Origin of the sequence: Nitrospira sp., assembly GCA_016715825.1 — a bacterium.
Lineage (GTDB): Bacteria > Nitrospirota > Nitrospiria > Nitrospirales > Nitrospiraceae > Nitrospira_D.
The window spans coordinates 413,040-437,890 of record JADJXO010000001.1 but is presented as its reverse complement, the minus strand read 5'-3'; the positions used below and the strand labels follow the sequence as shown (position 1 = coordinate 437,890).

Genomic DNA, 24,851 nt, shown 5'->3' with positions numbered 1-24,851 from the left:
TCACAGTGATTGTTGCTCAGGCAGAATGATCTGCCGTCCGGCTCTGCCGATTGTCCCCCTCGAACAATAATTAACACACCGCTTCTTGACAGCCCTTGCCCCCATTCATTAAGGTCCAGTGATTCTTTTATCTAGGATCTTCTTCGTGCCCAAACTTGCCGTCATCGATATCGGAACCAATTCCATCCATCTGGTCTTGGCTGAAATACTGCCGGATGCCAGCTTCAAAATTCTCGATCGTTTTAAAGATATGACCCGGTTGGGGAACGGCGCGTTCGCGAACAAGCGACTGGCCGACGAAGTCATGGTCAGAGGCCTAGCAGTCCTCAAGACGTTGGTGACGCTCGCCCGCAATAAGGGGTTTGACCGTGTGATCGCGGTTGCCACCAGTGCAGTCCGTGAGGCTGAAAACGGCGGTGATTTCGTCGCAATGATCCTGGAAGAGCTCGGCTTGAAGGTGCGTGTGATCAGCGGAGTGGAAGAAGCTCGTCTGACTTTTCTCGGAGTCAAAAACAGTATCGCGCTCCCGGACGGGCCGACGCTGATCGTCGATATCGGCGGCGGTTCCGTGGAGCTGATCGTGGGCAATCGCGAAGGAATGCTCCATGGCGTGAGTCTGAAACTTGGCGCCATCCGTTTGGCGGAGCACTATCTCACGAAGACGCCACCGCCTGAGTCGATGATGCAGAGACTGGAGGAAGCCGTACGCTCCCACCTGCGCGAGGCCGTCACCGCGTTCAAAACAAGAAAGTTCCTCTCGTTGATCGCCACCTCAGGGATGGCCGGCAATATCGGTGAGGTCATCCATCTGCAACAGACCGGACGGCCACTGCCACAGCATAATCTTGCGACGGTCTCACTCAAAGATCTCCGTGCCTTCGAAGCAACGCTGGCCGAGAGTTCAGTGAAGGCGCGCTTGGCCGTTCCCGGCTTGGACCCCAAACGCGTTGATACCCTTCTTCCGGCAACGGTGCTCCTCCGCTGCCTCTTGGAGCTGTCCGGCCTCAACGAGCTGACGTTGTGCGACAAAGCGATTCGTGAGGGGGTGATCTACGATTTCATCGCACGGCATCGCGAGGGATTGAAGGCTGAACGTGACATTCCAGATGTGCGTCGTCGCAATGTGATGCGCCTTGCGCGCCGTTGTCACGCACCGCAAGCGCATTCACTGCACGTGGCTATGCTGGCTCTGCGCCTATTCGATCAGACACAACGCGTGCACCGACTCGGGCCACAGGAACGGACCTGGCTCGAATACGCGGCGATTCTGCACGATGTCGGCTACCTCATTAATCCACGGCAACATCACAAACACGCCTACTATCTCATTACGCATAGCGACTTGGCCGGACTGGCCGCTGAAGAAATCACCGTCATTGCGACCGTCGCTCGCTACCATCGTCGGGCCCTCCCGGCGCTGAAGCATGAGGAATTTGACCGTCTGACACCACGCCTCCAACGCGTCGTCAAAGTGCTCGCCTCGCTGTTACGCATCGCCGACGGGCTCGATCGCACGCATTTCTCTCTCGTTCGGAATATCCGTGTCCAATTCGGGAAACACATCACGATCGAGGTGCAGCTCACAGGCGATGCGGAGATGGAGTTGTGGGCGGCAAAGAACCGGGCGGATCTGTTCGAACAGGTCTTCCATCGTCAGGTCCGGTTCGCCCGAGTGCTGATAACACCCGACCAATCATGAGCGCATCTCATCCGACCAAGACCACACCCCACCCGTACCCGGGTAAGCTGATCATCGTTGAAGGTATCGATGGATCAGGGAAAAGTACCCAGCTGCAATTGTTGCATAAATGGCTTGAGTCGAAAGGTCACAAGGTCTTCTTCACGGAATGGAATTCTTCCGCGTTGGTGAAGGAGACGACGAAACGAGGGAAGAAATCAAAGAGTCTGACCCCGACAACATTCAGCTTGCTCCATGCGACAGACTTTGCCAGCCGGCTCTATCATCACATCCTGCCTCCGCTCAAGGCCGGGATGATTGTTCTTGCTGACCGCTATAGGTACACCGCGTTTGCCCGCGATGTCGTGCGCGGAGTGTCGCCTCAATGGGTTCGGAAACTCTATGCCTTTGCCATCAAGCCCGACATGGCGTTTTATTTCAAGGTCCCGATTGAAGTGGCCATCTCTCGCTTGTTGCGTGGGACCCGTGGTCAGTTCAAGTACTATGAAGCGGGCATGGACATGAACCTGAGCCCTGATCCGACACAGAGCTTTCAAATCTTTCAGTCACGCATTCTGACGGAATACGACAAGATCGTCGACGAATTCGGGTTGTTAACGATGGATGCCACCCACGACATTGCCACGCAACAGGAGCTCATGCGGACGTTAGTGTCAGAGACCCTGCGTGATTACAAACCCAAACGAGGCACTTATGGCCGACGCACGCTTTTTTGGCGACGGTTTGACGTACATCGATCCGAGTGAGCTCAAAGGCAAGCTCATCGCCATCGAAGGAACCGACGGAGTCGGCCGCTCGACTCACATCGAGCTGCTGCAAGAATGGTTGGAAATCCAAGGATACGGGGTGATGACGACCGGCTGGACCCGATCCAATCTCATGTCCAAATCCATCGAAATGGCCAAGGCCGGCAATATCGTCGATCGATGGTCGCTCAGCCTGCTCTATGCAACTGATTTTGCCGACCGACTTGAGCACCAGATCATTCCCGCACTCCGATCCGGATTCGTCGTCTTGGCTGATCGCTACATCTACACGGCATTCGCACGCGATTTCGTACGAAGCGCCGATCGCTCGTGGATTCGTGATGTCTTCGGGTTCGCCCCGATTCCAGACCTGGTGTGCTATTTGCGGATCGATGTCGAAACTCTCGCCCTCCGAGTCATCGAGACGACAGGGATGAACTATTGGGAATCCGGGATGGATCTTCGGCTGGGAGCGGATCTCTATGACAGCTTCAAGAAATACCAGTCGCTGCTCATCGAAGAATTCGACAAAATGGCCACCGAGTTCCACTTCAATATCGTCGACGCGAGAAAGTCGCCGGAAGAAATCCAAGATGAGCTCAAAGGCTATATCCTCCCCGTGTTGCAAAGCCGCAACTCGACGATCGGCATCGGAACTGGTGATTCCTAAGACCGTTCGCGAGAAATACGTTGGCCTTCACACACCTCTGACATCGTGATGGCAATTCGAGAACCGTGGCTCGCTAGTCTGCCTTTGGAAGGTGCGACGTGCGTCTGGATGTGCCAACCAATGGTAGGCCACGTTAACGTTCTTTGGATGAACCTTGTCGTCGCATACTCAACCGTTCAATTCGTTCTCCCACATCACGATAGGCCGGATCCTCGCGCCTGATCCATCGGTACGCTTCCAATGTTTCTGCGATCCTGCCTAATGATTCAAGCGTGCGACCGAGCACATAGAGGATCTGCACGGTTTCCTTTGACGACGTGGGGAGCGCTTTGAGTGCGTGTTGAAATGCCGGTACCGCATCCTCATAGCGACCGGATAGTTTGTAGCACAGTCCGATCTGGGCATAGGCCTTCACGGTCAATGCTCTATCTTGGGCGGCTTGTTCGAACTGCTCGATAGCGGCCTTGTATAATCCGGCCTTCTTTAACGCAATCCCGCGCTCATACCGTTCAGCCGGACTTATCGTGTGAGTGGATGTACGACCGACAGGATCCGACATGATGCTTCAACGGCCCTCACAACTACCATGGACACCTATGCGCCACTCTGAACAACGTCGGTTTCGTCATATCCTCGACCGAACGAAGAGCAGACACCCTGTGGATTGCAGGAACACATGAGACGGTTTACTTTTGACTCCCAATCAAAAAGCGCTGAACATTATCGACCACACCACCGAGCCACGAAGGCTTCCGTAAAGCCTCCTCCAACTCCCGCTCCCGACTTACGACATCCCGAAAGGATGGAGTCACATGATCGATGCGGTGATAGACTTCGAGGGCTTGATCGGTTTCTCCAACGGCCTCGAGACTGCGTCCCAAAAAATAAAGCACATCCGTCGTATCGTGAGGAAGCGCCGTCGTATCGTTCAGTGCGGTGCGAAAGGCCTGGATCGCGGCATGTGGATCCCGCATCTTGACGTAGCAGAATCCGATTTGTGCGTAGGCTTTGAGCCACAGCGTCTTCTCCTTGGCGGCCGCATGGAACATGTCAATCGCTTCTTTCAACCGCCCCTCTTCTTTGAGTGCCATCCCTCGCGCGTAATCTTCTTCCGATGAATTGACCGGATCTGACTGAGGTAACTCATCGGCAACGGCGGCTGGTCCAGGGCGTGGATCAGACGGCTTGAGTTCTGTCGGGTCATCCGATCCGGCTGCGAGTGCTTCCAACTCTTCCTTGCCGGCGAGCGGAAGGATGCCCCCTTTGATTCGGTCGAGTGCGGCTTGCGCCACTAACTTCGATGTAAGAACAGGCGCTTGCTCTGCATACCCATACGTCAAGGTGATATCGGACACCTGATTGATCAATCGTGGGTTCCCCTGGCTCAATCGATGGATGAGTGCATAGGCCTTGTCCGTAAAGAGGTCTTGGTGTCGGCCTGCGACCTGTATTCGATGGCGAATAAAGTTGGCGGTTTCCACCGCCGACAGCGGCTTGAGATGGTAGTCGACGACGATCCGCTGGGCAAATTGCGTCATGTCAATTCGTTTCAGCAAGGTATAGAGATCCGGCTGCCCGGACAGAATAATCTGTAACTTTAATATCCTGCCGTCATTCATGTTGGACAGCAACCGTAATTCTTCCAGCAAGTCGGCCCCTAGACTTTGGGCTTCGTCCACGATGAGAATGACACGTCGAAGACGCTTCGACTCTTGCGTTAAAAACTCTGAGAACAGGTGATAGGCTTCAATCGGATCCAGACGCTTCGTACTCAGCCCGAGCGCCAATAAGATCCATGGCAAGAGGTGCTCGATATCGTACCGCGCATTGGTCAGAAGGCCGATTTTGTGCTTACTGCCGTGCTCCGCGATGAGCTTCTGGAGCAGCGACGTTTTCCCCATTCCCGGATCCCCGGTCAGCACCATGAAGGGCGCCTGACTCACAAGGCCATATTCCAAAAGATTGTAGGCGGCTTGATGCTCGGATCCAGCATAGAGGAACGTACTGTCCGGCAAGAGTGAGAACGGCTTGGTTGTTAAGCGATAAAAGGATTCATACATAGTGCTGTGTCTCGGATTGTTCCGTCCTGACTACGAAGACAACATGGCCTTCATATCGGCAAGACTCAACGATGATCGACCGGCTTTGTTCAATACTGTTCCTAGAACGGGACGCGAGTCTCTGACCAGCCCGAGCGCACGCTGGAGCTCTTCGCCCGTCGTTTTACCTTCTTCAACGACCATGAGTAGGGCATCCGTATAGGGAGAAAAGGCCAAGACATCAGCCGTATGCAGTAACGGTGGGAGATCAAAGACGACAAAGCGAGAAGGATATCGATGTTTCAACTCCTCGACGAGGGCGACCATTTTGGGAGACGTCAGTATTTCGGTCGAGTTTGAAATCGCTCTTCCCCCCGGCAACAGGACGAATCGCCCGATGCCGGGATGCACGAGCAGATCTTCCACGGGCAGATCATCCAATAGATAGTCCGCCAAACCGAGACAGTCCTGTACACCAAAGACGTGATGCACCGTGGGGTCCTGGAGATCTGAGTCGACGAGGAGGACCGTCTGCGTCGTTTCCATCGCAAGACTCACCGCGAGGTTGATCGCCGTGAGCGTTTTGCCCTCTCCGTACCCGGGGCTGGTGACCCCGACGACGTTCCAACCGTTTTCCCGGAGGCGGTGCGTGACCTGCGTTCGTAGGATCTTGTAGGCGTCGACAAAGGCCCCCTTGTTATACGCGGCCATTACGCGATGCCCCTGCAGAACAGCCCGAGGGACGGTCAGCGACTTCGTCCGTGTATAGGTGATGGGAGGCGGGACACCCTGCTCCGAAGACCGCTTTGGTTGGGCCTCGGTCGCAGATGTGCCTTTCATTTCTCGATAGAGGTCCAGCGCTGTTCGAATACGATCCATAGCCTTCTTGTTCCTTATTCCATACCAATTCGTCTCAAGGCGGTAAACCACAGCACATCCAATGGAATCACGAATACATGCAGCAGCACGAGTGCCGTTCCGATGACCCCGACTCCTGCCGTTTGGGCGAGTCGTCGTCTGACCCGTATTTGTGATACATCCTCTTCATTGGGCATAAACGGGACCACGGCCAGGGGAAAATGCTGTGTGAGCTGTAGGAGCTGCTCAGGGGACCGGATCGAGTGATCCATCGATTCGACAGCCGCTCCCGCACCGATGCCGGCACCGAGGGCCAGAACCGTGCCGAGCAACACGATAGCGAGACGGTTGGGTTTAAATGGCTTTTCGGGAAGACTTGGCGGATCAATTAAAGAAAACCGTTCACCTTTTCGCTGCACCTCCAACCCTTCCGACACCTTCGCTTCCAACAGTCGTGACCTGATTTCTTGGTATTTCTGCGCCGACGTGTCTCGATCTCTCATGAACACCAGATACTCCGGTTCGATCCCAGGAGATCGTTCCAGGCGTGTTGCATATTCATTCAACCGGCGCTTCACCTCCAGCCGCGTCTTGCGGAGCGCCTCCAGTGAAGAAAGGGCCGAATTCAGCTGTGCCTGAAGATTAATATAGGCCGGGTTTTCAGGCCGTTGGCCCGTAGACGGGCTTGGTATGGAGCGGAACCTCAAGACCTCCTGTTCGAGAGCCGCGACTTTCCGCTGTGCACGAAGGATATCCGGATGGACGGCTCCAAGTCTTTCGAGGTCGGCTGCCAAGACAGCACGGGCATCGATGAGCTGCTTTGAAGCTTCTTCGCCGTCTGGAGGTCGTCCGGTTTCCTTCTCTAAGGCCTCAATCTCCTGTTTCATTTTCACGATGTCCGGGTGATCCGCCGAGAGATTTGCGGAAGCCGCTGCGTACTCCGCGCGAAGCGCCCGGAGTCGTTCGGTCGAATCCAAAATCCGTTCTCCGGTCACCGAGAGAATCGGAGTATTTGGTTTGATGGTCGCCAGCTCTCCTTCAAGGTAGGTCTTGCGCTCTTCCAGGCTACGCATCTGCTGATCGACATCCATCAACTCACGCTCGGCTTGGTTCATCAACTGCTGATTCAGGGCGGTCAACTCCGGCAGCGCTCCATTCGCTCGCCGCTTAAACTTTGCGATTTTCTCATCGATGTCGTTGATATGTTGAGCCAGGTTTTCTGCTTCCTGCTGCAGAAACGACGTGGCCTCCTGCGCCTGCCGTTCACGGCTCTTCAAGTTTTCGCCCAGGAACAGACTCGTCAGTTCGTTGGCCACCTGTTGGGCCAGTTCAGGCGATCGATTCTGGTACGTAACGGTAAAGGCGATGGTGGCTTTGGTCGCATGCTGCGTGCGTTTGTCGACGACATCCGCACTGATGACCTCGACCTCGATATCCTTAATAAAGCGTTTTATAATCTCTTCCGTGGGACTGCTTTTCCGTTCTTCCTGGTAGAGATTGAATTGCTCGACCACTTTCCAGAGTGTGGTGCGGCTCATCACCTGTTGCTTGATGGTCTCAATCCGTTGATCGGCATAACTGGTAATGGTGGAGCGAACGAGGTCTGAAGGAATTTCCTGCTCTTCGATCAATATCGTTGCCGTCGACTTATAGGTCGGCGGCCAGAGAAACGCTAATACCAACGAGACGGTGAGTAGACCGAAGCTCGTGAGTAGAATCAGCGTTCGGTGCCGTCGAAAGGCGGCGAGATATTCAGCGAAACTCTTCCCCTGTTCGGAGATCTGTTGTGAGGTGTGTGTGTGTGTCATGATCTTAGTGGAACAATGTCCGTTTCGGTGGATAATAGGTCACCATAAATGTCGTCGCATGAGAATTCGCCGAATCCACCTGCGTATCGATGTCACGCCAGCGATGCATATAGGACACCTCGGCCTGCCACCACTCCAGAAACTTCCAGGACAGTTTCGGCGCCACGCTGACATAGCGGCTATCCGGAAACACGCCGCCGACCGCCACTGGTGACTTCCCAGAGGTCAGCACACCGACCACGCTCACGGAACAGTTCAGCGTTTCTGAGATGTCGTACGAAGCTGACGCCTGCGCTCGATTGGTCTGGATGAGCAATCCAAATCCGCTCGGGACCAAATCACGTTCGAAGGATGCGCTGACCGTGGCTCGTTCAAATTGTTGTTGCAGGCTCGCCCCGACCAACCACACCGTATCGCGCGTGGTAAAATTTCCACCTACGATCTCCGAGGTGGATTGGAGAAACCGTGGGCCGCCATGGACCGTGCCTGTCAGGGATTCACTGAATGCATGGGTCAGGCTCATGTCGATCCCCGGAAAGTTGGATCGGAATACGGACGGTGAATCGGTCGTTCTAAAGTCGAGATATGATCCCATGATCTGGACTTGATCCCGTTCGGTCAGCGCATAACCGAACCCGCCAGACCCACCAAACAACCGGTAGTCGACCAACCGTCCGCTTTCATAGGTCGTGTCTGAAAACTGCACCCCTGATTGAAACGACAATTTCTCGGTCAATCTTCTCGTCCACGTCGGGTTGAAGTTCCACTGATTGCGCTGGGCAAACTGGAGCACCACCCCCGTGGCCTGTAATTCGCTGAGCAGGGTATTGTCGCGGGTGAGGCCTCCCGAGAATCCGATCACATCGTTCTCCGTCTTATAGCGGATGGACAATGGCACAAATACGTTCGTAAATTGCCTCTCCTCTCCTCCAAAATATCCGACAACATCCGCCGCGATTCGGCTGCTCATCTCCAGCCGTTCGCTATTGCCTGATACTTCCATCGCCGGTGTCACCCAATATCCATACGTGTCATCGTGAGGGAGCGGCGTCAGCAGCAAATTGCTGTTATAAACTCCCTTGACTCCTAGAGAAGGGGACACCGACCATTCTGCAGCCTGGATCCTCGACACCATACTGAGCAAGATGACCATGAAACCGCACAGAACGGCGGGACCCCACTTGCTACCCCACCCTCGACTCTCCTTCGAGCCCTTCAACTGCACCCGCGCATGAACCGTCACGGCACCATCACAACGTCACCACGTTGCAGAACGATATTTTGCTCCAGCGCCCTCCCGTTTCTCATGTCTCCATACCGAAAGGGAATGGCGTGCTGTTCTCCTCGTACTCGGCGCATGACTTTAATGTCATTTTCTTTGGCAAATGGCGTTAATCCTCCGGCAAGACTCAAGGCTTGAAGGACATCGGCGTAATGCCCAATCACGTATTCACCTGGTTTATTCACTCGTCCAACGATATACACCTTGTAACTTGCCACTTTGTTCACTGCCACGGACACGTTTGGATTTGGGATATACTTCGTCAATCGCTGAACAAGATCGGTACGGATTTGATCCACCGTTCTGTCCTCGGCCTGAATGTCACCAATGAGAGGGAACGAGAACATCCCATCCGGGCGAACTACAACTTCTCGTGTGAGCTGTTCATCTTTCCAGACGGAAATCAACAGAACATCTTCAGCTCCTAGCTGGTATTCCGGATCGATCTCCGAAGCCATGGCCGTGGTCGTGATTTCTCCTCCACATGCAGGAAGGCCAACGACTATTCCTAGCACCAGGAGCCATCGCTTCATCAACCTTTGAAGAAAACAAGACATGGCGTCTCCTTATCCTTTGAGCTGTGCAAGAACTTGTTCGGCCTCTTGTCGTCCGTCAAACACTTCGGCGCTCTTCAGCGCCTTGGAGAGATGCACCCTGGCTTCGTCACGTTTCCCGGATTGGAAGAATGCGATCCCGAGATGATAGTTCAGGATAGACGTTTCTGGAGCCTTAGCGACCGCATGTTTCATGAGACGAATCGCTTCTTCCTGCTGCCCCATTTTGAATCGCACCCACCCAAGGGTATCGAGGAACAGGGGATGCGGAGCCTCTTTCTCAAAATCTCTGCTGAGGGCAAATGCCTTTTGGAGACTAGGCTGGTCGCCCTTTCGATCCACCAGTAAGACCGCGAGGTTATTCGCCGCCAGGACGTTGCGAGGATTGAGACGCAGTGCCGCGTCATACGCATTCATCGCCGCATCGATTTGCCCCTGCTCGGACTGAGCAGAAGCCAACAACATATAGAGTTCTTCACTGTCCGGATTGGCCTTAAGACCATCTTCGACGATGTGCACAGCAACCGCAGGCTGTTTCTCGGCACGTGCCAATGTGGCCCAATTCAACCATGGCGTCAGCCATCTTGGATTCAACTGCACCGCCTCCCGATACTCTCGCGCTGCCGCTTCACGCTCGCCCAGAAGAGATAACACTTCACCCAGTAATCCATGTGCAAAGGGATGATCTGATCGAGCCGCGAGGATGGCCTGCAGACGACCCCGAGCCTTCGTAGTCTGTCGTTGAGCCACCTCCACTTTGAGCAGAGCGAGGAGTGGTTCCGGCTCGTTGGGAGCCGAGACGATCGCCCGTTCATAGGCACGCCCCGCGTCATTCCATCGCTGTTGCGCCTCATAAAACCGTCCTTCAGCCAGCAGCGCGACGTGGTGCTCACCCGACACACGGCGAAGCTGCGCCAAGGTTCTCTCCGCTCCCGACCAATTCTTCGTCATCAGATCAAGTGTCATCAGCATGTCCAGAGCCGCGACATCATCGGGGCGCTGCTTCAGCAGATCGTCGAGTCGCGCACGTGCTTGCTGATACCGGCCACTCCGACTCTCAAGGACCGCAAGCGATCGTTTGGCCTCGACTTGATCTGGATACAGAACAACGGCCCGCTCAAGACTTTCCTTCGCCAAGTTGGTTTCGCCGGTGAGCTGGTAGGCCTGGCCCAAGAGATAGTGGACCGTCGCGAGTTCTGGCTGATCGTGCAGGACCGTGCGGAATGCCTGTACGGCATCTTTTGCATTCCGTCTTGCCAAAGCCATACGTCCCGACAGGATCAACCCATCGGAAGAGCGAGGATTCTCTTTCAACACCTCTTGCACCCGGCGTTCCGCGTCAACCTGCTTTCCGGCCAAGAGATCCATTTCCGCCAATCGTACCTTTGCCTCCAACCCCACCGGACCATCTTCAAATTCTTGAACGAGCGCCTTGTATCGGTCTCGTGCCTTTTCGTCTTGCCCACTCGTTCGGTAGAGTGCGGCTAATCCGAACTGTAGGTGACGTGCATGCGGCAGCTGCACGGTAGCATCGAGAAGAACACGTTCCGCACCAACGAGATCTTTCCGGTTGACAAGAAAGTCCGACAGAGCGAGACGACGCCGCTCGTCGTCCGGGTCCAATGCAATCGCTTCGCGCAAAACAGCCTCCGCCTTACCAAAGGCATCTCGACCCATATAAAAGCGGACCAGCCTGATTCGATGGTCCATGGATAGCGGCTCGGTCTCGATCATACGGCGAAGGATCGTTTCGGCACCCGTCCAGTTCTTGGCGCTGCTGAAAACCCCGCTCATATTATTGAGGAGATCGAGGTCGTTGGGGTACAGCTGGAGCGCACGTTGAAGCGCGCGTTCTGCCTCTCCATACCGTTTCTGATGTCGATACAGCGTCGCCAGGAGGATGGCGACATCCGGCTCCGTCGGAAACTCCGTTGCGAGGGCCTCAGCCTTGGGAATGGCAGCGGACACGCCCTGCTCTGTTACAGTCTGTGCAGCAATCTTCAGAGCCGCTGCTTGAGGATGTCGTGGATTGTTCCGTAGAACAGTATCGGCCACCTCCGATACCTGGTCCGTCAACCGAGCTTCAAGATAGTATTTCCCAAGCGTAATGAGCGCGGCCTGGTGATCGGGAACCAATCTGATAGTCTCCTGGTATAACTGCACCGCGTTCCGCCAGTTCTTTTCTTTTTCTTCCACCCGAGCGAAGAGGTAATAGGCCTCTCCGTCCTTGGGATCAATCTTCAGCACATTTCGGAGCGCCACTCTGGCTTTTGGATAATTCCCGGCATCCATATATTCATGCGCTCGAGAGAAATACTTTGCTTTTCTCTCTTCAGGGCCACCACATGCCGTCAGCGTGACTGCGATCAAGGCGATGAGACTCAATCGAACGTTCATGGCTACCGTTCACCCATATAGAGTGTGAAGAAATGCTTCGTCTTGCTTGTAGGTTATTACGTAACCCGGTTCGCTACAACAAAATCCGAATTCCTAACCCGAACAGAATCCAGAGCGACACGAGTCCCAACTGTCTGACACGGCTTGAGAAGGCATGGAGCAGCAATTCGAAGGAGAAGAACAGCACGATCAGCTTGGCGGCGAAGATTCCCAGGTGCGCGATGCCCGCATTGACTTCAGGAAGAAGCGGAAACGTCACGGCCAGCAAGATCATCAAATAATCGAGCGGCGTGGTCTGGAACCGATTATCCTCATTGAATCGGAGGCTCAGGATCACCATGATGGCGACCAGTAAGAAGAAGGTGTTATGCGCCATGGTCATCGCCGTCACAGAAGACGCCTTGGTTCCTTCACTGACATACAGGAGGAACGTCGTCCCGACGTAGAGTCCGCCCCGCACAAAATAGGGAGCGACTTTGCTGGAGAATGATAGCCCCAATAACACGATGCCGAAGAGCGCGATCGAAAGGTATCCCACATCATTGGGTACATGTGATGGGAGAAAGACCAACGCGATCAAGAACAACGGTACGGCCACCGCTAGAAATTGAATCGGCAGATCGTTGAGCCATCGCTCCTTCACAAACCGCCTGAGCGTGATGTTTGAGACAAATAGTCCGTCCCGTGACGACGGTGTCGGAAGGAGGTCACGCCCGGCGGCGACAAAGAGCAGGAGTACGATGATCGCAAGAAGGAGATAGAGAGGAAGAATCAGTGCATCCGACTCCCATCGCAATACGTAGGCGACTCCTAACATACCGGCCTGAATCAGGTAGATGGCCATGACGGCTTCATAGTGGGTCAACCCAACGCGCAGGAGTTTGTGATGGACATGCGCGCGATCACCGACGAATGGGGATCGCCCCTCTGCCAACCGCTGACCCGTGACGCCAAGTGTATCCAGAAACGGCAATCCCAGTAAGAATAGGGAAAGTGTGGGGCTAAACGGACCGCGCACCGAGTCCGTCAGCAAGATGACCAACACACCCATCATGAATCCTAAGAGCTGGCTACCACCGTCGCCCATAAAGATTCGTGCTGGATACGTGTTGTATCGCAAAAACCCTAAGAGCGCTCCAAGAAATGGAACCGTCAGCATCAGAACGGTCGAGTCACTCGACAGGTACGCCAAATAGGCAATCCCACTCAGCGTCAAAAACGACAATCCACCGGCGAGTCCATCCAACCCATCCGTGAGATTGACCGCGTTCGATACCCCGATGAGAAAGATAATGGTCAAGAGACTTCCGGCCCACACAGGCGTTTCCGTTTCAGAAAGAAACGGCAGTGTGGCGAATCGAATGTCACCACCCCAGACGACAACGAGGGCACCAAGGAATTGTCCAATGAGTTTTGTCCGGTAGCCGAGATCGACCCGATCATCCCATACTCCAAACCCCACGATAGTCAGGCATCCGAGCAACACGGAGAGGGAAGTCGTATCCTTTTCTCCCCACCAGGCGATTGAAGCGCATGCACCGACGGCAAAAGCGACGCCTCCAATTCGTGGAATAGGGTGTGCGTGGACTTTTCGCTCTCCAGGCAAATCCATTACCTGAAATCGTTCAGCGACCAGCCGTAAGAGAGGGATCAGACCCATGCACAGCAAGAGGGCTGTCATGAAGCTAAAAAACAGTTCGTTGATCATCGATGCATCCTTACCCGTTCAGCGGTCCTTATTTAGTCAGGGACAAACCGATTCAATTCATGTCCCATTTCAGCCGCAAAATCTTGAAGACGTTGGTCGACCATTGCCTCTGATTCACCCGGACCTACCAACGAGGCGAGCCTCACCAACGCACCGTCCGTGCGTTGTCGTGAGACCGCATCCCACATCAAGAACAACTTGACCAGATACTCATCCGCAAGATAGCGGTCCCGTTGCTTGAACCAGTACAAGACAATCTGCTTTTGATCACCCTTGCGAATGACAGCACGATTCGCCATAACCGGCTGCTTCATCTGTCGTGACGACGGCAATTCCTTGTGCGTGAGGGAGGCGATCTCCCAACCGCCACCAGGCAAACAACTCTTAGGTGAGTGGGCGGATTGTCCTTTTCGTTGTGATCCATAGTAGGCGGAATAGAAGTTGACCAGGTGCCCGGGAGCTGAGCGATAGTCGGCTAACACGTAATCATCGAATCGGAGTGCGTCGATATACTGTTTTTCCAGAGGAAAACGCTCGCCTCGCCACGAGCCGACCTGCATCGGGAAGTCCACAAAGCTCATCCTCGTCGGAGGAATCTCCTCACGATCTGCTAACAGGCTCGAAAGCATCGTAAAGGGGATGAGAATCGCCACGCTGCACAGATAGGCCGGACTAGGACTAGGCACGATGCGGTTCGGTAGGGTTGCCGTGGCCGCCACATCATGATCCTTGGAGTGTTGTCCCCATGAAAACTGCCCCAGGAATGATTCATGAGGCCCGGCTGCTCCAATCTTTCCCAATAACCCCATTTCAATGATGAGCAGGGCCAAACTCACCATGAAAATCACCCACCCCTCAAAGAGATGATAAAACCCTTCCGCCGCCCCCTTCCCATAGAGTTCGACCAGTACGCCGATCATGCCGATCCGAAATCCATTAAGAAGGATTGAAATTGGAATCGCGGAGAGTACCAGAACAACTCGTTTCCACATCTTGTCCTTGAACAGATACGCGCACAACAGGGCAAGCGCGGTTAAGGGAAGCAGATACCGAACCCCGCTACAGGCTTCGACAACCTGAAGCTGAACTTGCCCAAGATCGATGACATTGCCCTCGCGAAAGGCGATCACCCCGACGAGCTGCAAACACCCCACTCCGAGAGATGACGACCACAATTGAAGCTGACTCGATAGATTCGCATAGAAGAAAGTCGGAAGTGGGATTGCGGTCAAGAGATATCCAAGAGGAAATGCGATGGCGTGAGCCCCCCGAAGACCGAGGAGCGTGATGGTTAACCCGATCAATACGACCCACAATGAGATATGTAAGAGGACGAACAACGTAGACAGCTCCCCTACCACATAGAGGATGAGCCCCACCGTCATGATCGGGATCCCCCACCAGGACTTTTCCTTGGCAATTCCGCTGAGATGATGACGTAATTGCCAAACCAAATACCCGCTGATGAACGGCACGAATATCCCATGGCTATAATCCTCGCTCCCAAGCCATCGGCTCAACAGAAACACGAGACTGTCCGCATACATGTATGCAAGGAGCGACACGATCAGAGCCGATGCGATGACAAGTGAACGCGTGCTAGACATGAGACGGTCGTGTTGAAATGTGAATCAGGAATAATCCGAACACGTTATCGATCCGGAAGAGTAGGTCGATACGCGATTGTGTATCGGAACCTTAAATCTGTCGATTGATTTCGAAGAAAGAACCGGGCTTGATACCCTTCACAGAGTATCAAGCCCGCACGATCAGGAACGAGGTATTCGACTAGACCTTAGATCCGTGGAGATTTCTCAAGCCGCCCGCACCCAAGCCGACCAAGGAGATCAGCCCCGCACCGAAGAGGACCACCGCAGCCGGCAATGGGACCGCCGTCAAGCTGGTGATCGATCCGACATATGCGGACGGAGTGCCACCCACATCCTCGAAAAAGAGCCGCCATCTCGCACTACCTGCACCTGGAACACCAAGGCTTGCCAAACTCGGTGGATCTTGCAGACTTGTATCACCAAACAATCCCCCTCCCGCGCGATCGAACCGAAGATCAAATCTAAACGGGACATGATCGACAGGTGGAGTACCCGCACTCAGCAGTTGAGTACTCGTAGCCGCAGTGGTCATTGCCCAGCGATCGACCATGCCTCCGAAGAGCAACGGCATGTCTTTCGCAACCGTCACGGCGTTGGCGCCCGGAGTAAACGTCGATGTATACACGAGCGCTCCTCCGACACTTAAGTTCCAGGTGAAATCCTTGACCGCATCATTGTAGACCCCACCACTCCCACCTGTTGCGTTGTCGAAGGTAAAGTGGCCCGAAACGGAGTACTGACTCAGGGGATCGTTGTCAAGGTTTCCGGCGAACGAGTAGGTCACCGGAGCAGCGTGCGCTGCCGTGAAAGGAACCAACAGGGCACAGACCGCCGTAGCCGTCAGTATGCCCCCTCTCTTAAACAATGATCTGATCATCTGCATATCACCGCTCCTTCTAGAGATTGGTTAGAGGTTGGTCATGAGGAACACGCATGAACTGAACTTCTCCAGCAAATCTCGGGCCATCTTTCGGCCCGACCTATCTCCATGCAAAACCAAGAATCATGATGGAAGGTCGTAGGAGCCACTGTGTCTGGCTCCCTGCAGCACTGTTCAAAATTGTCTCCGTCAGCGACCAGGCGGCAAAACTTTCCCGGCACTCAGCCGCTCATCATCGTACCGTTCCCATGTGTCCTCGCCTCGGGTTTCCCCCTTGCCGAACTGAGGAGATGTCATGTAGCCGACCCGTTCGATCACAGCGCTCAGTCTTCTAGCAAGCGTGGTCCGATCGAAATGCTTGATGACATAGGCTCGTCCATTCCTGCCCAGCTGCTGACACAACTCAGGGTTGTGAGACAACTCCGACACTCGGGCTGCTAATTCATCGGCTTGTTCAGGCTCGATGCACATACCTGCCTGTGCTGCCTGGATCAGTTCAGCGCTCTCTCCTTCCACACCTAAGAGTATCGGTTTCTCCATTGCCAGGCTCTCAAAGATCTTTGACGGGATGACCGTCTTGAAGAGCTCTGACTTCTTGAGCAGCACGAGGCTGACATCCGACAGTGCCCAGAGCTCGCGCATGCGGCTCTTCGGTTGTTGATCGAGCATCACGACGTTATCGAGCCCCATCTCGTCTCGCATGCGTACGAGTGCTTGACGTTCAGCTCCATCGCCGACCATCAAGAAGACAATATGCCTTGCATGACTCAAGCGACGGGCTGCCTGCAGAACCGTCTCAAGATGATGCGCCATGCCATGGGTCCCGAAATAGGACACGACAAACTTTCCCTTGACTCCAAGCTGTTCTGCCAAAGAACCGACTCGGTCACATGGAGCATATTGGGCGAGATCAACACCATTCTTGACGACCACGATTTTGTCGTCTTCGATGCCCTTGTTCAACATGTACGCTCGGAATGAATCGGTGACCGGCACGATCCGATCCGCCTTGCGATAGGCGAATCGCTCGATCCATTCCAGCATCTGAATGATGGCAGGACTTTTGATGGCACCCACAGCCACAATGGATTCCGGCCATAGATCACGGATCTCCAGCACCCAAGGGATCCGCCGCAGTCTGCTGACCACGTACCCTGCGAGACCGTTGAAGAACTGCGGTGAAGTTGACAGCACGACGTCCGCTTTCGGCAGAAAGAGAGTTACGACGGAGGCGGAACACATGTAAGAGATGTAGTTGAAGGTTCGTTTGAAGAACCCCTCGTTTGCCGTAATGAACGTCCACACCCTGATAACCGTGATGCCGTCTTTTGTTTCATGCTGATACAACCGATTACGAAAACCTTCATAGACTTTTCCTTGTGGATGATTCGGTGCACAGGTCACGACCGTCACCTGGTGACCGTCTTTCACCCACTGCCGGCAATGTTCGTACGTTCTCGTCGCCGGGGCATTCACCTCCGGAGGGAAATAATGCGACAGGAAGAGAATTCGCACGCCTGGTGGCCTTGGTGTCATGGTCCGTCGTCTTTTGAATTCGATAGCTCAGTTGAAGAGGAAGCTCTCCCGAACAAGCAAAGGCTAGCACAAGGTTCTTCCGGCTCAAACCAAACTCTGGAAAATAGCAGCCTTCCTCGATCGCAACCTGACACGGGTGCAACGCGTCAATGCTTGCAATCGTCTCTCCACCGCGCTCAATCGTGAAACAATTTGCCCCCGACTCGACGAGTGTTACATCAGGATGAAAATGTACGAATGACTCCATGCGATGAGTTCCCATTCCTGCTACTTCATCCGTAATAATCCAACTTACCTGACCTCCATCATGGACGAGTCGCCTCTTATGAATCGGCTTCCCGTTCAATCTCATGTATCCGTCATGCGCGCCTTCGAACAGAACCGACTCGTGTTCATTCTTGGCAATTTGCCCGCTGATCGGTCTGGCCCGACGAGCCACGCGAAAGACGCCCCATATCTCCGACTGCTCCTCTCCATCAATCATGACGGTATTGTGGGCCTTCGTACTGCGTGCATACGCTCGTTCTGGGCTTGGCTCATAGTCCAATACTCCGCTATCGACAATCACTCGCTGTCCATCGATCGTCAGTTCATAACTCAGCGTATCGCAATGCGCATGGCCAGGCTGATAATCCGGACCAATCGATCCACAATCAACGACGAGCATGTCCCCCGCCTTGCGAGTGACGTAGTACCCGGTCTGCGGAAAGGCATTCACTGCCACACTGCTTGAGGGAGGTGGAACCTGGTACCCGATGACCTTCTTCGCGTACTCGAAGATCTGGCGAGGCGTTGGTGCGATCCCGAACGCCGAATCGTTGAAGAGAGGAATGTCGCCGTCGGGCAGGCAGATACCGTTCAAGAACTCTAGGGCGGCAGTCACTGTGTTTCGAAATTCATGGACAAGATCACCGACGATCGTACCTTGGGAATTCTGGGTTAGATTCACCACATCAAGATAGTCGACGAGACAGATCGAGTGATACATGGGACTTCGCTCAAAGTGCCCGCCATCGTCAAGGAATTGCTCCTGGAGTTCAGATCGTAGAATCTTGGTGCCTTTTCGAAGCCATCGCTCTGCATCGACCCCTTGGAAGTACAGACCGGCAAACAATAGCGCGACACCGTTCTTTAGATAGTGGTTGGCCAAGAGGTGGTATTCAATGTTGTGCTCCAGCCAGAGTGCTTGCTGATGGAGACTCTCAATCCATTCAACTTTTGGCAGCTCCTCACAGTGTTCTTCGGATCCAGTACAGTCTTTGGTTAAAAAGAACTTGATCCAGTTCACGATCCTGAGTGAAACCGTATAGGGCTCCCACGCATCTTCAGCACCCGGAGGATTGTGCCGTATCCAGTCGTTGATGAGGCGACGCTTATTCTCAAGAGAACGTTCTGAATCATGAAGGTAATCAAAATAGTGCAAATTATAGCGCCAGAGCTTCGGCATATCCTTGCTGACCCAGTCGACCTGGTCAGCCTGGTGGGATTTCGCCTGTCTCAGGAAGCGGAAGTATGAATCATCTCCGGTAGACGTCGATGCTGAAATACCGGAAATCATTGAGACGCTCGAACGTCTTCTGGCATGATCCGTTTTGACTACAGACCGAAACTGTGGAAGGATTCGTCGGTGAAGAAAGTACGCAACTTGTGAAGGACGAAGATGTGTGAGCGTCCTGACATAAAGGCCCAGCTGCTTCATGAAGGGGAAGCGCCTATGTGAGTGCATCCATGATGCCGAAGGTCACCTGTGTTACCTCTACAAGTTCATTCCAAGGGATTGGAGCGCCTGTACCTCTGCGAATTGCGTCTACGAAAGCGGCAACACATGCGACCTGTCCTTTGTCCTGGTTCCAGAGATCCATTTTTCGAAAGCCAGACCATCCGTAGCCACGAAGCGTTTTGAAGTTATCCAGCTTCAACACCTTGCCGCCGCAAAACACCTCAAGCTGTTCTTTGGGAAATGCCTTATGCCCGTTGGAAAAATAATGGACGGTTCCCATGGATCCATCCTCAAATCGTAAGGTGACGGTTACTGTATCCTCGGCTCTTATGGCACCCGGTGTTTTGCCTGTCGTCATAGCTTGGACGGCAACAATCGATGATCCGGCCAAAAAGCGAAGGAGATCGACAAAATGGCAGCCTTCGCCGATGATACGCCCTCCCCCGATCAGTCGGTCCTGGGTCCAATGGTCAGGAGGAATATGACCGGCGTTGACCGTCATGACAAACGTTTTGGGTTCCCTGACTCCATCGAGCAACTGTTTCATGCGCTGAATGTGTGGGGCAAACCGACGATTGAACCCGACCATCACGAGAGGTGGCGATACTTGGGCCCTGACACTTTCGTCATACACTTCAGTAAGTTCCGTCAATGCTTCTCGGGTGATGGCCAAGGGTTTCTCGACGAAGACGTGTTTCCCCGCTTTCAGGGCCGCGCCGGCAAGTGCCGCATGGCTATCATGCCGCGTCGCAATGATGATCGTATTGATATGAGGAGACGCAATAACACTGCTCCCGTCGCTCGTGATTTCAGAAAATCCAAACTTACTCCCTGCGTGAGCAGCGCTGACACCGGTGCTGCTTGCGACCGCTCGAAACGGAACTCCCGTCTTCTGAAAAGCCGGTAAGAGAACCTGCGTGGCATAGTTTCCCGCACCGATACACCCGATGACCGGGGTAGCGGCAGAACGATCCCCGTCGAGAGGGTCTTCTGATCGGACAATCGTCCGCCTCAGCAATCGACTGTGAGAAAAGGCATCTGGTTCAGGATATTCCAGGATGATCCCGAGTGACGGAACGCGGCTTGAAATAATGTCATACGCAGTCGTGGCCTGATCAAAAGGAATATGATGAGAGATGAGTAAGTCTGTCTGGAGGCGGTGATCAGCCAGCATGTCGAGGACCGCCTCGAAGTTACGCTGTTCGGTCCAGCGCACATACCCCACAGGATAATCATGGCCATTGTCCTCATACGCACTGTCATAGCGCCCAGGTCCGTAGGAACAGGACACTTGAAAACTTAGTTCCTTTTCATAGAAGTCCGCACGAGACAGTTCCAGTCCTGTCACTCCCACCAACACAATTCGACCTCGTTTGCGACACATCTGTGCCGCATAATGAACGGGGTCGTTGCTCTTCGTGGAAGCCGTGATGATCACCGCATCGACGCCGCGTCCTCTTGAAAAAGCCATCGCCGCCCCTAGCGGATCGGAGTTCTGATTGAGATCGACCGTTTCTGCACCCAGCTTCTGCGCAAGCGCCAGCTTGCTAACATCAAAATCTAGCCCCAGCACTCGACATCCATGGGCTTTCAACAACTGAACGGTCATGAGTCCGATCAGCCCCAAGCCGGAAACCACTACAGCTTCACCCAGGGTTGGTTGAATCAGCCGGATACCCTGTAACCCAATCGCGCCGATTACGGTGAATGCCGCGGCCTCATCACTGACGCAATCCGGAACCCTCGCACACAGATTCTTGGGAACACAGACGATCTCAGCATGCTTTCCGTTCGAGGCCACTCGATCCCCGACGGAAAAACCAACGACTCCCTGGCCGACCTCGAGGACCGTCCCGACGTTGCAGTAACCCATCGGCAAGGGCTGATCCAGTTTATTGCGGACTGCCTCCAGTGTCGGCATCACCCCATCCGTCTTGACCTTATCGAGCACCATCCGCACTTTGTCAGGCTGCTGACGGGCTTTGTCGAGCAGATTGGCTTTGCCGAATTCGACAAGCATGCGTTCGGTCCCAGCAGAGACCAGTGAAGAAGACGAACGGATTAATAAATGACCAGAGTGGCAACCTGGACTAGGAATCTCAACGAGTTCCGTAGAGCCAGTTTTAAGACTCTGAAGAATCTGCTTCATGATGCCCTCATCAGCAACTCAGTCATTGATGCCACTGATTTTTCCCTAAACCCAAACTGCATTCTCTGCGTCAACAGCATCTTTCAACTTGCTCTCAAGCTGGAGCACAGCGTCAGTCGAGACCCTGACAGACCCGATCGAATCTCCGGGAAGTCCTTGGGCTATCTTCTGCCCAATGGAGCGATACATACGTCGATAACTCTCCATCTTGTTAATTCTAATGCTTCGCAAAACACGATCCCTGGATTCTGATTCATACACTGCGCCATTTCGCATATGGACGGTTACACCGTTGGCTCTGAGTTCAATATAATCTTGCACACCAACCCGCTCGCTCCCCTGATCGGTAAGCACCATTGTGAACAGAGCTCCGTTCTTCAACTCCAGAGAACAATTGATTGAGCCATCGCGTGCGATGAACACATCAGCCCTTGAGACATCACAGTAATCATTAAGATAGAGAAAGTGGTCGATCCAGTGACAACCATTTGATACGAGCCGGCTCTTGGAGTTAGGCCACCGGTACCAATGACGAGACGGCAATGGCACCTCGTACACAATGCAATGATACGATACTGGATGACCAGGCCCAAGACGAAGATCAGAATATGCATGCTGATTGAAGGCTTGATATCGCTTATGAAAGCAGGAATAAAAAGCACCACTGCTCTCCGCCATCGCAGTGAGCAACTCGGAAAGCTGAGTACTATCGACTGCCAACGGCTTCTCCACCACAGCAGATGCACCAGACTTCAGCGCTTTTACAGCTAAGGGCGCATGAGAATGGTGGAAGCCAGCTAGGAAATATGCATCATACTGCTCCTCTGCCCGTAGATTATCCGCAGTATCCCATTTACCAGCAGCTTTCCCATCAAGAGGAATTTGCAAGGGATCGATTTCATGAATACATGCGATTTCGACATAAGGCGTAATGTTTGGCAACACGATCACCTTGGCGTAGTTACCGTATCCAAAGAGAACTCCTTGCTTGCGTTTGCTTCCCCTCGCTTTTCTACCATCTCGACGTTCCAATGGAATGCCTCTCGGGTCAACAGATAATCGCCGGGCTCTCCTCCAAACTGATGGGTCCATAAGCATAGTCTGAGCAGCTTCAAACGCGGATGAAAGATCGTCCAGCGGGTTTCCAGAAAAGGCGCTCCAGCCCTTCAGTTTCTCCAAACGGGCAGGAAGCGCTCTACTGCATTCGGAGTGAACAATTACCTCATCCTGAACTTCAACTGGAAGAACCCACTCAATGGGTCTCACCAAGTCAGCAGGCAACACAAGCCGCTCCACACACTTTGGGTGTGTGGGAGCAATAAACATCACACGATCTCCTTCGCACAAGCTGGAAGAAGTTCCGGATTCTTGAATTGAACCAACTCCGACTGACAAGAACTTTTCATTACGTAGCCGTTCATCACGCCGTGAAACGATTTTTCTCCATACATCTCGAAAGCCAATTTCTCGTATATAGTTCCATACTAAGCGAGCGCTTCGTGACCGAATAAAGTACAACTCCTCAACGGTTGCCACGGTGAGGCAGGCTAATACCTTAATCCGGCAATCCTCGGGGCCCCGACGATAGTCAAGAAACCCATCCCACCATTCTTCATTCGTTAATACCTTCATCGCTTTATCTGGCAGTTAAGGAGTTGATTGCAATGGAAACAAGTTGGCAGTACTCACAGAGCCAGCTGGCTACTTAACGGCATTGCCACAGAAACATGGTTAATTCACATATTCTATTGGACCCGGAAAGGGAGCATTCTTCCATTCAGTGCCATTGTTCGCCTCTGTAAAGTGTGTCGCTAGTGGTGTATTACGACGACCATTCTCTCCTACCTCTCGTTCAATCCTTCCAATGGGCGAGATTAGCTTCACAATTAACCTGAATCCGCATCACAGCAAAGCAATTTGCGTAATTACTACGAATGAAGGTTTCTAACTCATACGCTTGGACTATGCGCCACGAGCTACTCTTGCAAAGAACCTGAACGTATCATCGGCGCACCACTTCCACGAATAAGATTGCGCTCGAACAAAAGCAGCCTCTGCCAACCGCGCTCTCAGATCATGCGAATCGATTAGGTCACGAAGTGCCTGGGCTATATCACGTGTGTCCTCTGGATTAAAGTAAACCCCTGCATCACCCAATACCTCAGGCATTGGGCCCATTCGCGAACACGCCATTGGAAGGCCGGCTGCCATACCTTCTAACAAAATGTTTGGCATGTTTTCGCAGCTTGAAGCAAAAACACATATGTCCGCCGCGGCATATATCCCATCAAGATTTTCATATGGGACAGCTCCATGATGTACGAGAAAAGACCCTGCTGGATCCAATCGCTCCATCGCTCGTCGCAACCGTTGCATGCCCTTAGCAGGCGGACCAACCAGTTCTAGGACTATGGGAATGTTCTCCTCTCTGAGCATTGCGACAGCCTCAGCCACATGCCACTGATGCTTATATACATCAACAATGGAAACATAAAGCACGCGACACGGTCGGCTTTTGGTGAAGCTACTAAGAGGTTGTTGCCGCCGTGGAGCCTTCATAAACCGTGAATTAATACCGTGAGGAATGATCGGGCACTCTCCTCTCAACTCCCCTGTTACTTGAGTGACCACTCTACGAGCGTAGTTGGTAAGAAATATGACGCCATTGGCTTTCTTAAATGTTCGACACTGTGTCCATCGTAAAAACAACAGTTTAATCGTGTAAGAATCGCAACCGTATCGTTTCAATTCACCCCATTCAAAAGGAAGCAGGTTTTGGCTCATCGTGACAATTGGCGTGAATCCACTTTCACCTGAACCACCTGGCAAGAACACCACGTCACAATTAGTTTCATGGGCCAACTTTCGTTGCCTAAATCGATTCCAGTACACGCGATACGGTAGACCTTGATTCAAGAGAGGGTCGCTAACTTTCGTCAGCCACTCACGGTCACAAATTCTGTCGAGTGTCCTTACTGAACTCCAAATAAATACTCGATCGAATCCATGTGCAAGAGGGTCTGCGGCACCTAGAAGTTCGGTTAGATGAGTGACACCTCCACCAGTCTGAATATTAAATGCGTCAATCCCAAGAATCACGGCAATGCTTTCATGCTATGTCCAGCTCATCCCCGCGCAATGTTGCTCAGCACACTTAGAGCATCCATATCCAAGATTCGCTGATTGCACGCCAAC

The 24,851-nt window shown here is 53.4% G+C and carries 18 protein-coding genes; 3 read left to right on the top strand and 15 right to left on the bottom strand.

What is annotated here, in order from left to right; genetic code table 11:
• Window positions 1-145 precede the first annotated feature (145 nt).
• The 3 genes from IPM58_02065 to IPM58_02055 are packed head-to-tail and all read left to right on the top strand — an operon-like array spanning window position 146 to window position 3,115.
• Window positions 146-1,699 carry a Ppx/GppA family phosphatase gene (locus IPM58_02065; protein ID MBK9305888.1) on the top strand — a complete coding sequence of 518 codons (1,554 nt, stop codon included), beginning with the start codon at window positions 146-148 and terminating at the stop codon, window positions 1,697-1,699.
• Entirely contained in the window at window positions 1,696-2,445 is a 750-nt protein-coding gene (gene tmk, locus IPM58_02060; protein MBK9305887.1) for a dTMP kinase, read from the top strand. The genes IPM58_02065 and tmk overlap by 4 nt, the downstream gene beginning before the upstream one ends.
• Entirely contained in the window at window positions 2,393-3,115 is a 723-nt protein-coding gene (locus IPM58_02055) for a thymidylate kinase (GenBank protein ID MBK9305886.1), read from the top strand. Before tmk ends, IPM58_02055 begins: the two co-directional genes overlap by 53 nt.
• A 133-nt stretch (window positions 3,116-3,248) precedes the next feature.
• Here IPM58_02055 and IPM58_02050 read toward each other — a convergent pair whose 3' ends face one another.
• From IPM58_02050 to IPM58_01980, 15 genes are all read right to left on the bottom strand, one after another.
• Window positions 3,249-3,674 (bottom strand): tetratricopeptide repeat protein, encoded by a 426-nt coding sequence (locus tag IPM58_02050; GenBank protein ID MBK9305885.1) that lies wholly within the window; start codon window positions 3,672-3,674, stop codon window positions 3,249-3,251.
• Window positions 3,675-3,801: 127 nt separating this feature from the next.
• Window positions 3,802-5,175: an AAA family ATPase gene (locus IPM58_02045; GenBank protein ID MBK9305884.1), complete on the bottom strand. Its 1,374-nt coding sequence runs from the start codon at window positions 5,173-5,175 to the stop codon at window positions 3,802-3,804.
• Between the two features lie 30 nt (window positions 5,176-5,205).
• Entirely contained in the window at window positions 5,206-6,033 is an 828-nt protein-coding gene (locus tag IPM58_02040; protein ID MBK9305883.1) for a CpsD/CapB family tyrosine-protein kinase, read from the bottom strand.
• A 14-nt stretch (window positions 6,034-6,047) separates the two neighbouring features.
• Window positions 6,048-7,820 (bottom strand): lipopolysaccharide biosynthesis protein, encoded by a 1,773-nt coding sequence (locus IPM58_02035; protein ID MBK9305882.1) that lies wholly within the window; start codon window positions 7,818-7,820, stop codon window positions 6,048-6,050.
• 4 nt (window positions 7,821-7,824) lie between these two features.
• A complete protein-coding gene (locus IPM58_02030; GenBank protein MBK9305881.1) occupies window positions 7,825-9,063 on the bottom strand; it encodes a hypothetical protein in 1,239 nt (412 codons plus the stop codon).
• Window positions 9,060-9,659: a polysaccharide biosynthesis/export family protein gene (locus tag IPM58_02025; GenBank protein ID MBK9305880.1), complete on the bottom strand. Its 600-nt coding sequence runs from the start codon at window positions 9,657-9,659 to the stop codon at window positions 9,060-9,062. Before IPM58_02025 ends, IPM58_02030 begins: the two co-directional genes overlap by 4 nt.
• 9 nt (window positions 9,660-9,668) lie before the next feature.
• Complete coding sequence (locus IPM58_02020; GenBank protein ID MBK9305879.1) at window positions 9,669-12,053, bottom strand: tetratricopeptide repeat protein; 2,385 nt, start codon at window positions 12,051-12,053, stop codon at window positions 9,669-9,671.
• A gap of 73 nt (window positions 12,054-12,126) precedes the next feature.
• A complete protein-coding gene (locus IPM58_02015) occupies window positions 12,127-13,761 on the bottom strand; it encodes an undecaprenyl/decaprenyl-phosphate alpha-N-acetylglucosaminyl 1-phosphate transferase (protein MBK9305878.1) in 1,635 nt (544 codons plus the stop codon).
• A gap of 32 nt (window positions 13,762-13,793) precedes the next feature.
• Window positions 13,794-15,368 carry a VPLPA-CTERM-specific exosortase XrtD gene (gene xrtD / locus IPM58_02010; protein ID MBK9305877.1) on the bottom strand — a complete coding sequence of 525 codons (1,575 nt, stop codon included), beginning with the start codon at window positions 15,366-15,368 and terminating at the stop codon, window positions 13,794-13,796.
• A gap of 181 nt (window positions 15,369-15,549) precedes the next feature.
• Window positions 15,550-16,254, bottom strand: a complete 705-nt coding sequence (locus IPM58_02005) for a hypothetical protein (protein ID MBK9305876.1) — start codon at window positions 16,252-16,254, stop codon at window positions 15,550-15,552.
• A 186-nt stretch (window positions 16,255-16,440) separates the two neighbouring features.
• Complete coding sequence (locus IPM58_02000) at window positions 16,441-17,655, bottom strand: glycosyltransferase family 4 protein (protein ID MBK9305875.1); 1,215 nt, start codon at window positions 17,653-17,655, stop codon at window positions 16,441-16,443.
• Entirely contained in the window at window positions 17,615-19,345 is a 1,731-nt protein-coding gene (locus tag IPM58_01995; GenBank protein ID MBK9305874.1) for an alginate lyase family protein, read from the bottom strand. The genes IPM58_02000 and IPM58_01995 overlap by 41 nt, the downstream gene beginning before the upstream one ends.
• A 154-nt stretch (window positions 19,346-19,499) precedes the next feature.
• A complete protein-coding gene (locus IPM58_01990) occupies window positions 19,500-21,656 on the bottom strand; it encodes a bi-domain-containing oxidoreductase (protein MBK9305873.1) in 2,157 nt (718 codons plus the stop codon).
• Between the two features lie 45 nt (window positions 21,657-21,701).
• The gene (locus IPM58_01985; GenBank protein ID MBK9305872.1) at window positions 21,702-22,982 is read right to left on the bottom strand and encodes a Gfo/Idh/MocA family oxidoreductase; all 1,281 of its coding nucleotides are present in this window, start codon (window positions 22,980-22,982) and stop codon (window positions 21,702-21,704) included.
• Window positions 22,983-23,618: 636 nt separating this feature from the next.
• Complete coding sequence (locus tag IPM58_01980; GenBank protein ID MBK9305871.1) at window positions 23,619-24,755, bottom strand: glycosyltransferase family 4 protein; 1,137 nt, start codon at window positions 24,753-24,755, stop codon at window positions 23,619-23,621.
• Between the last annotated feature and the right edge of the window lie 96 nt (window positions 24,756-24,851).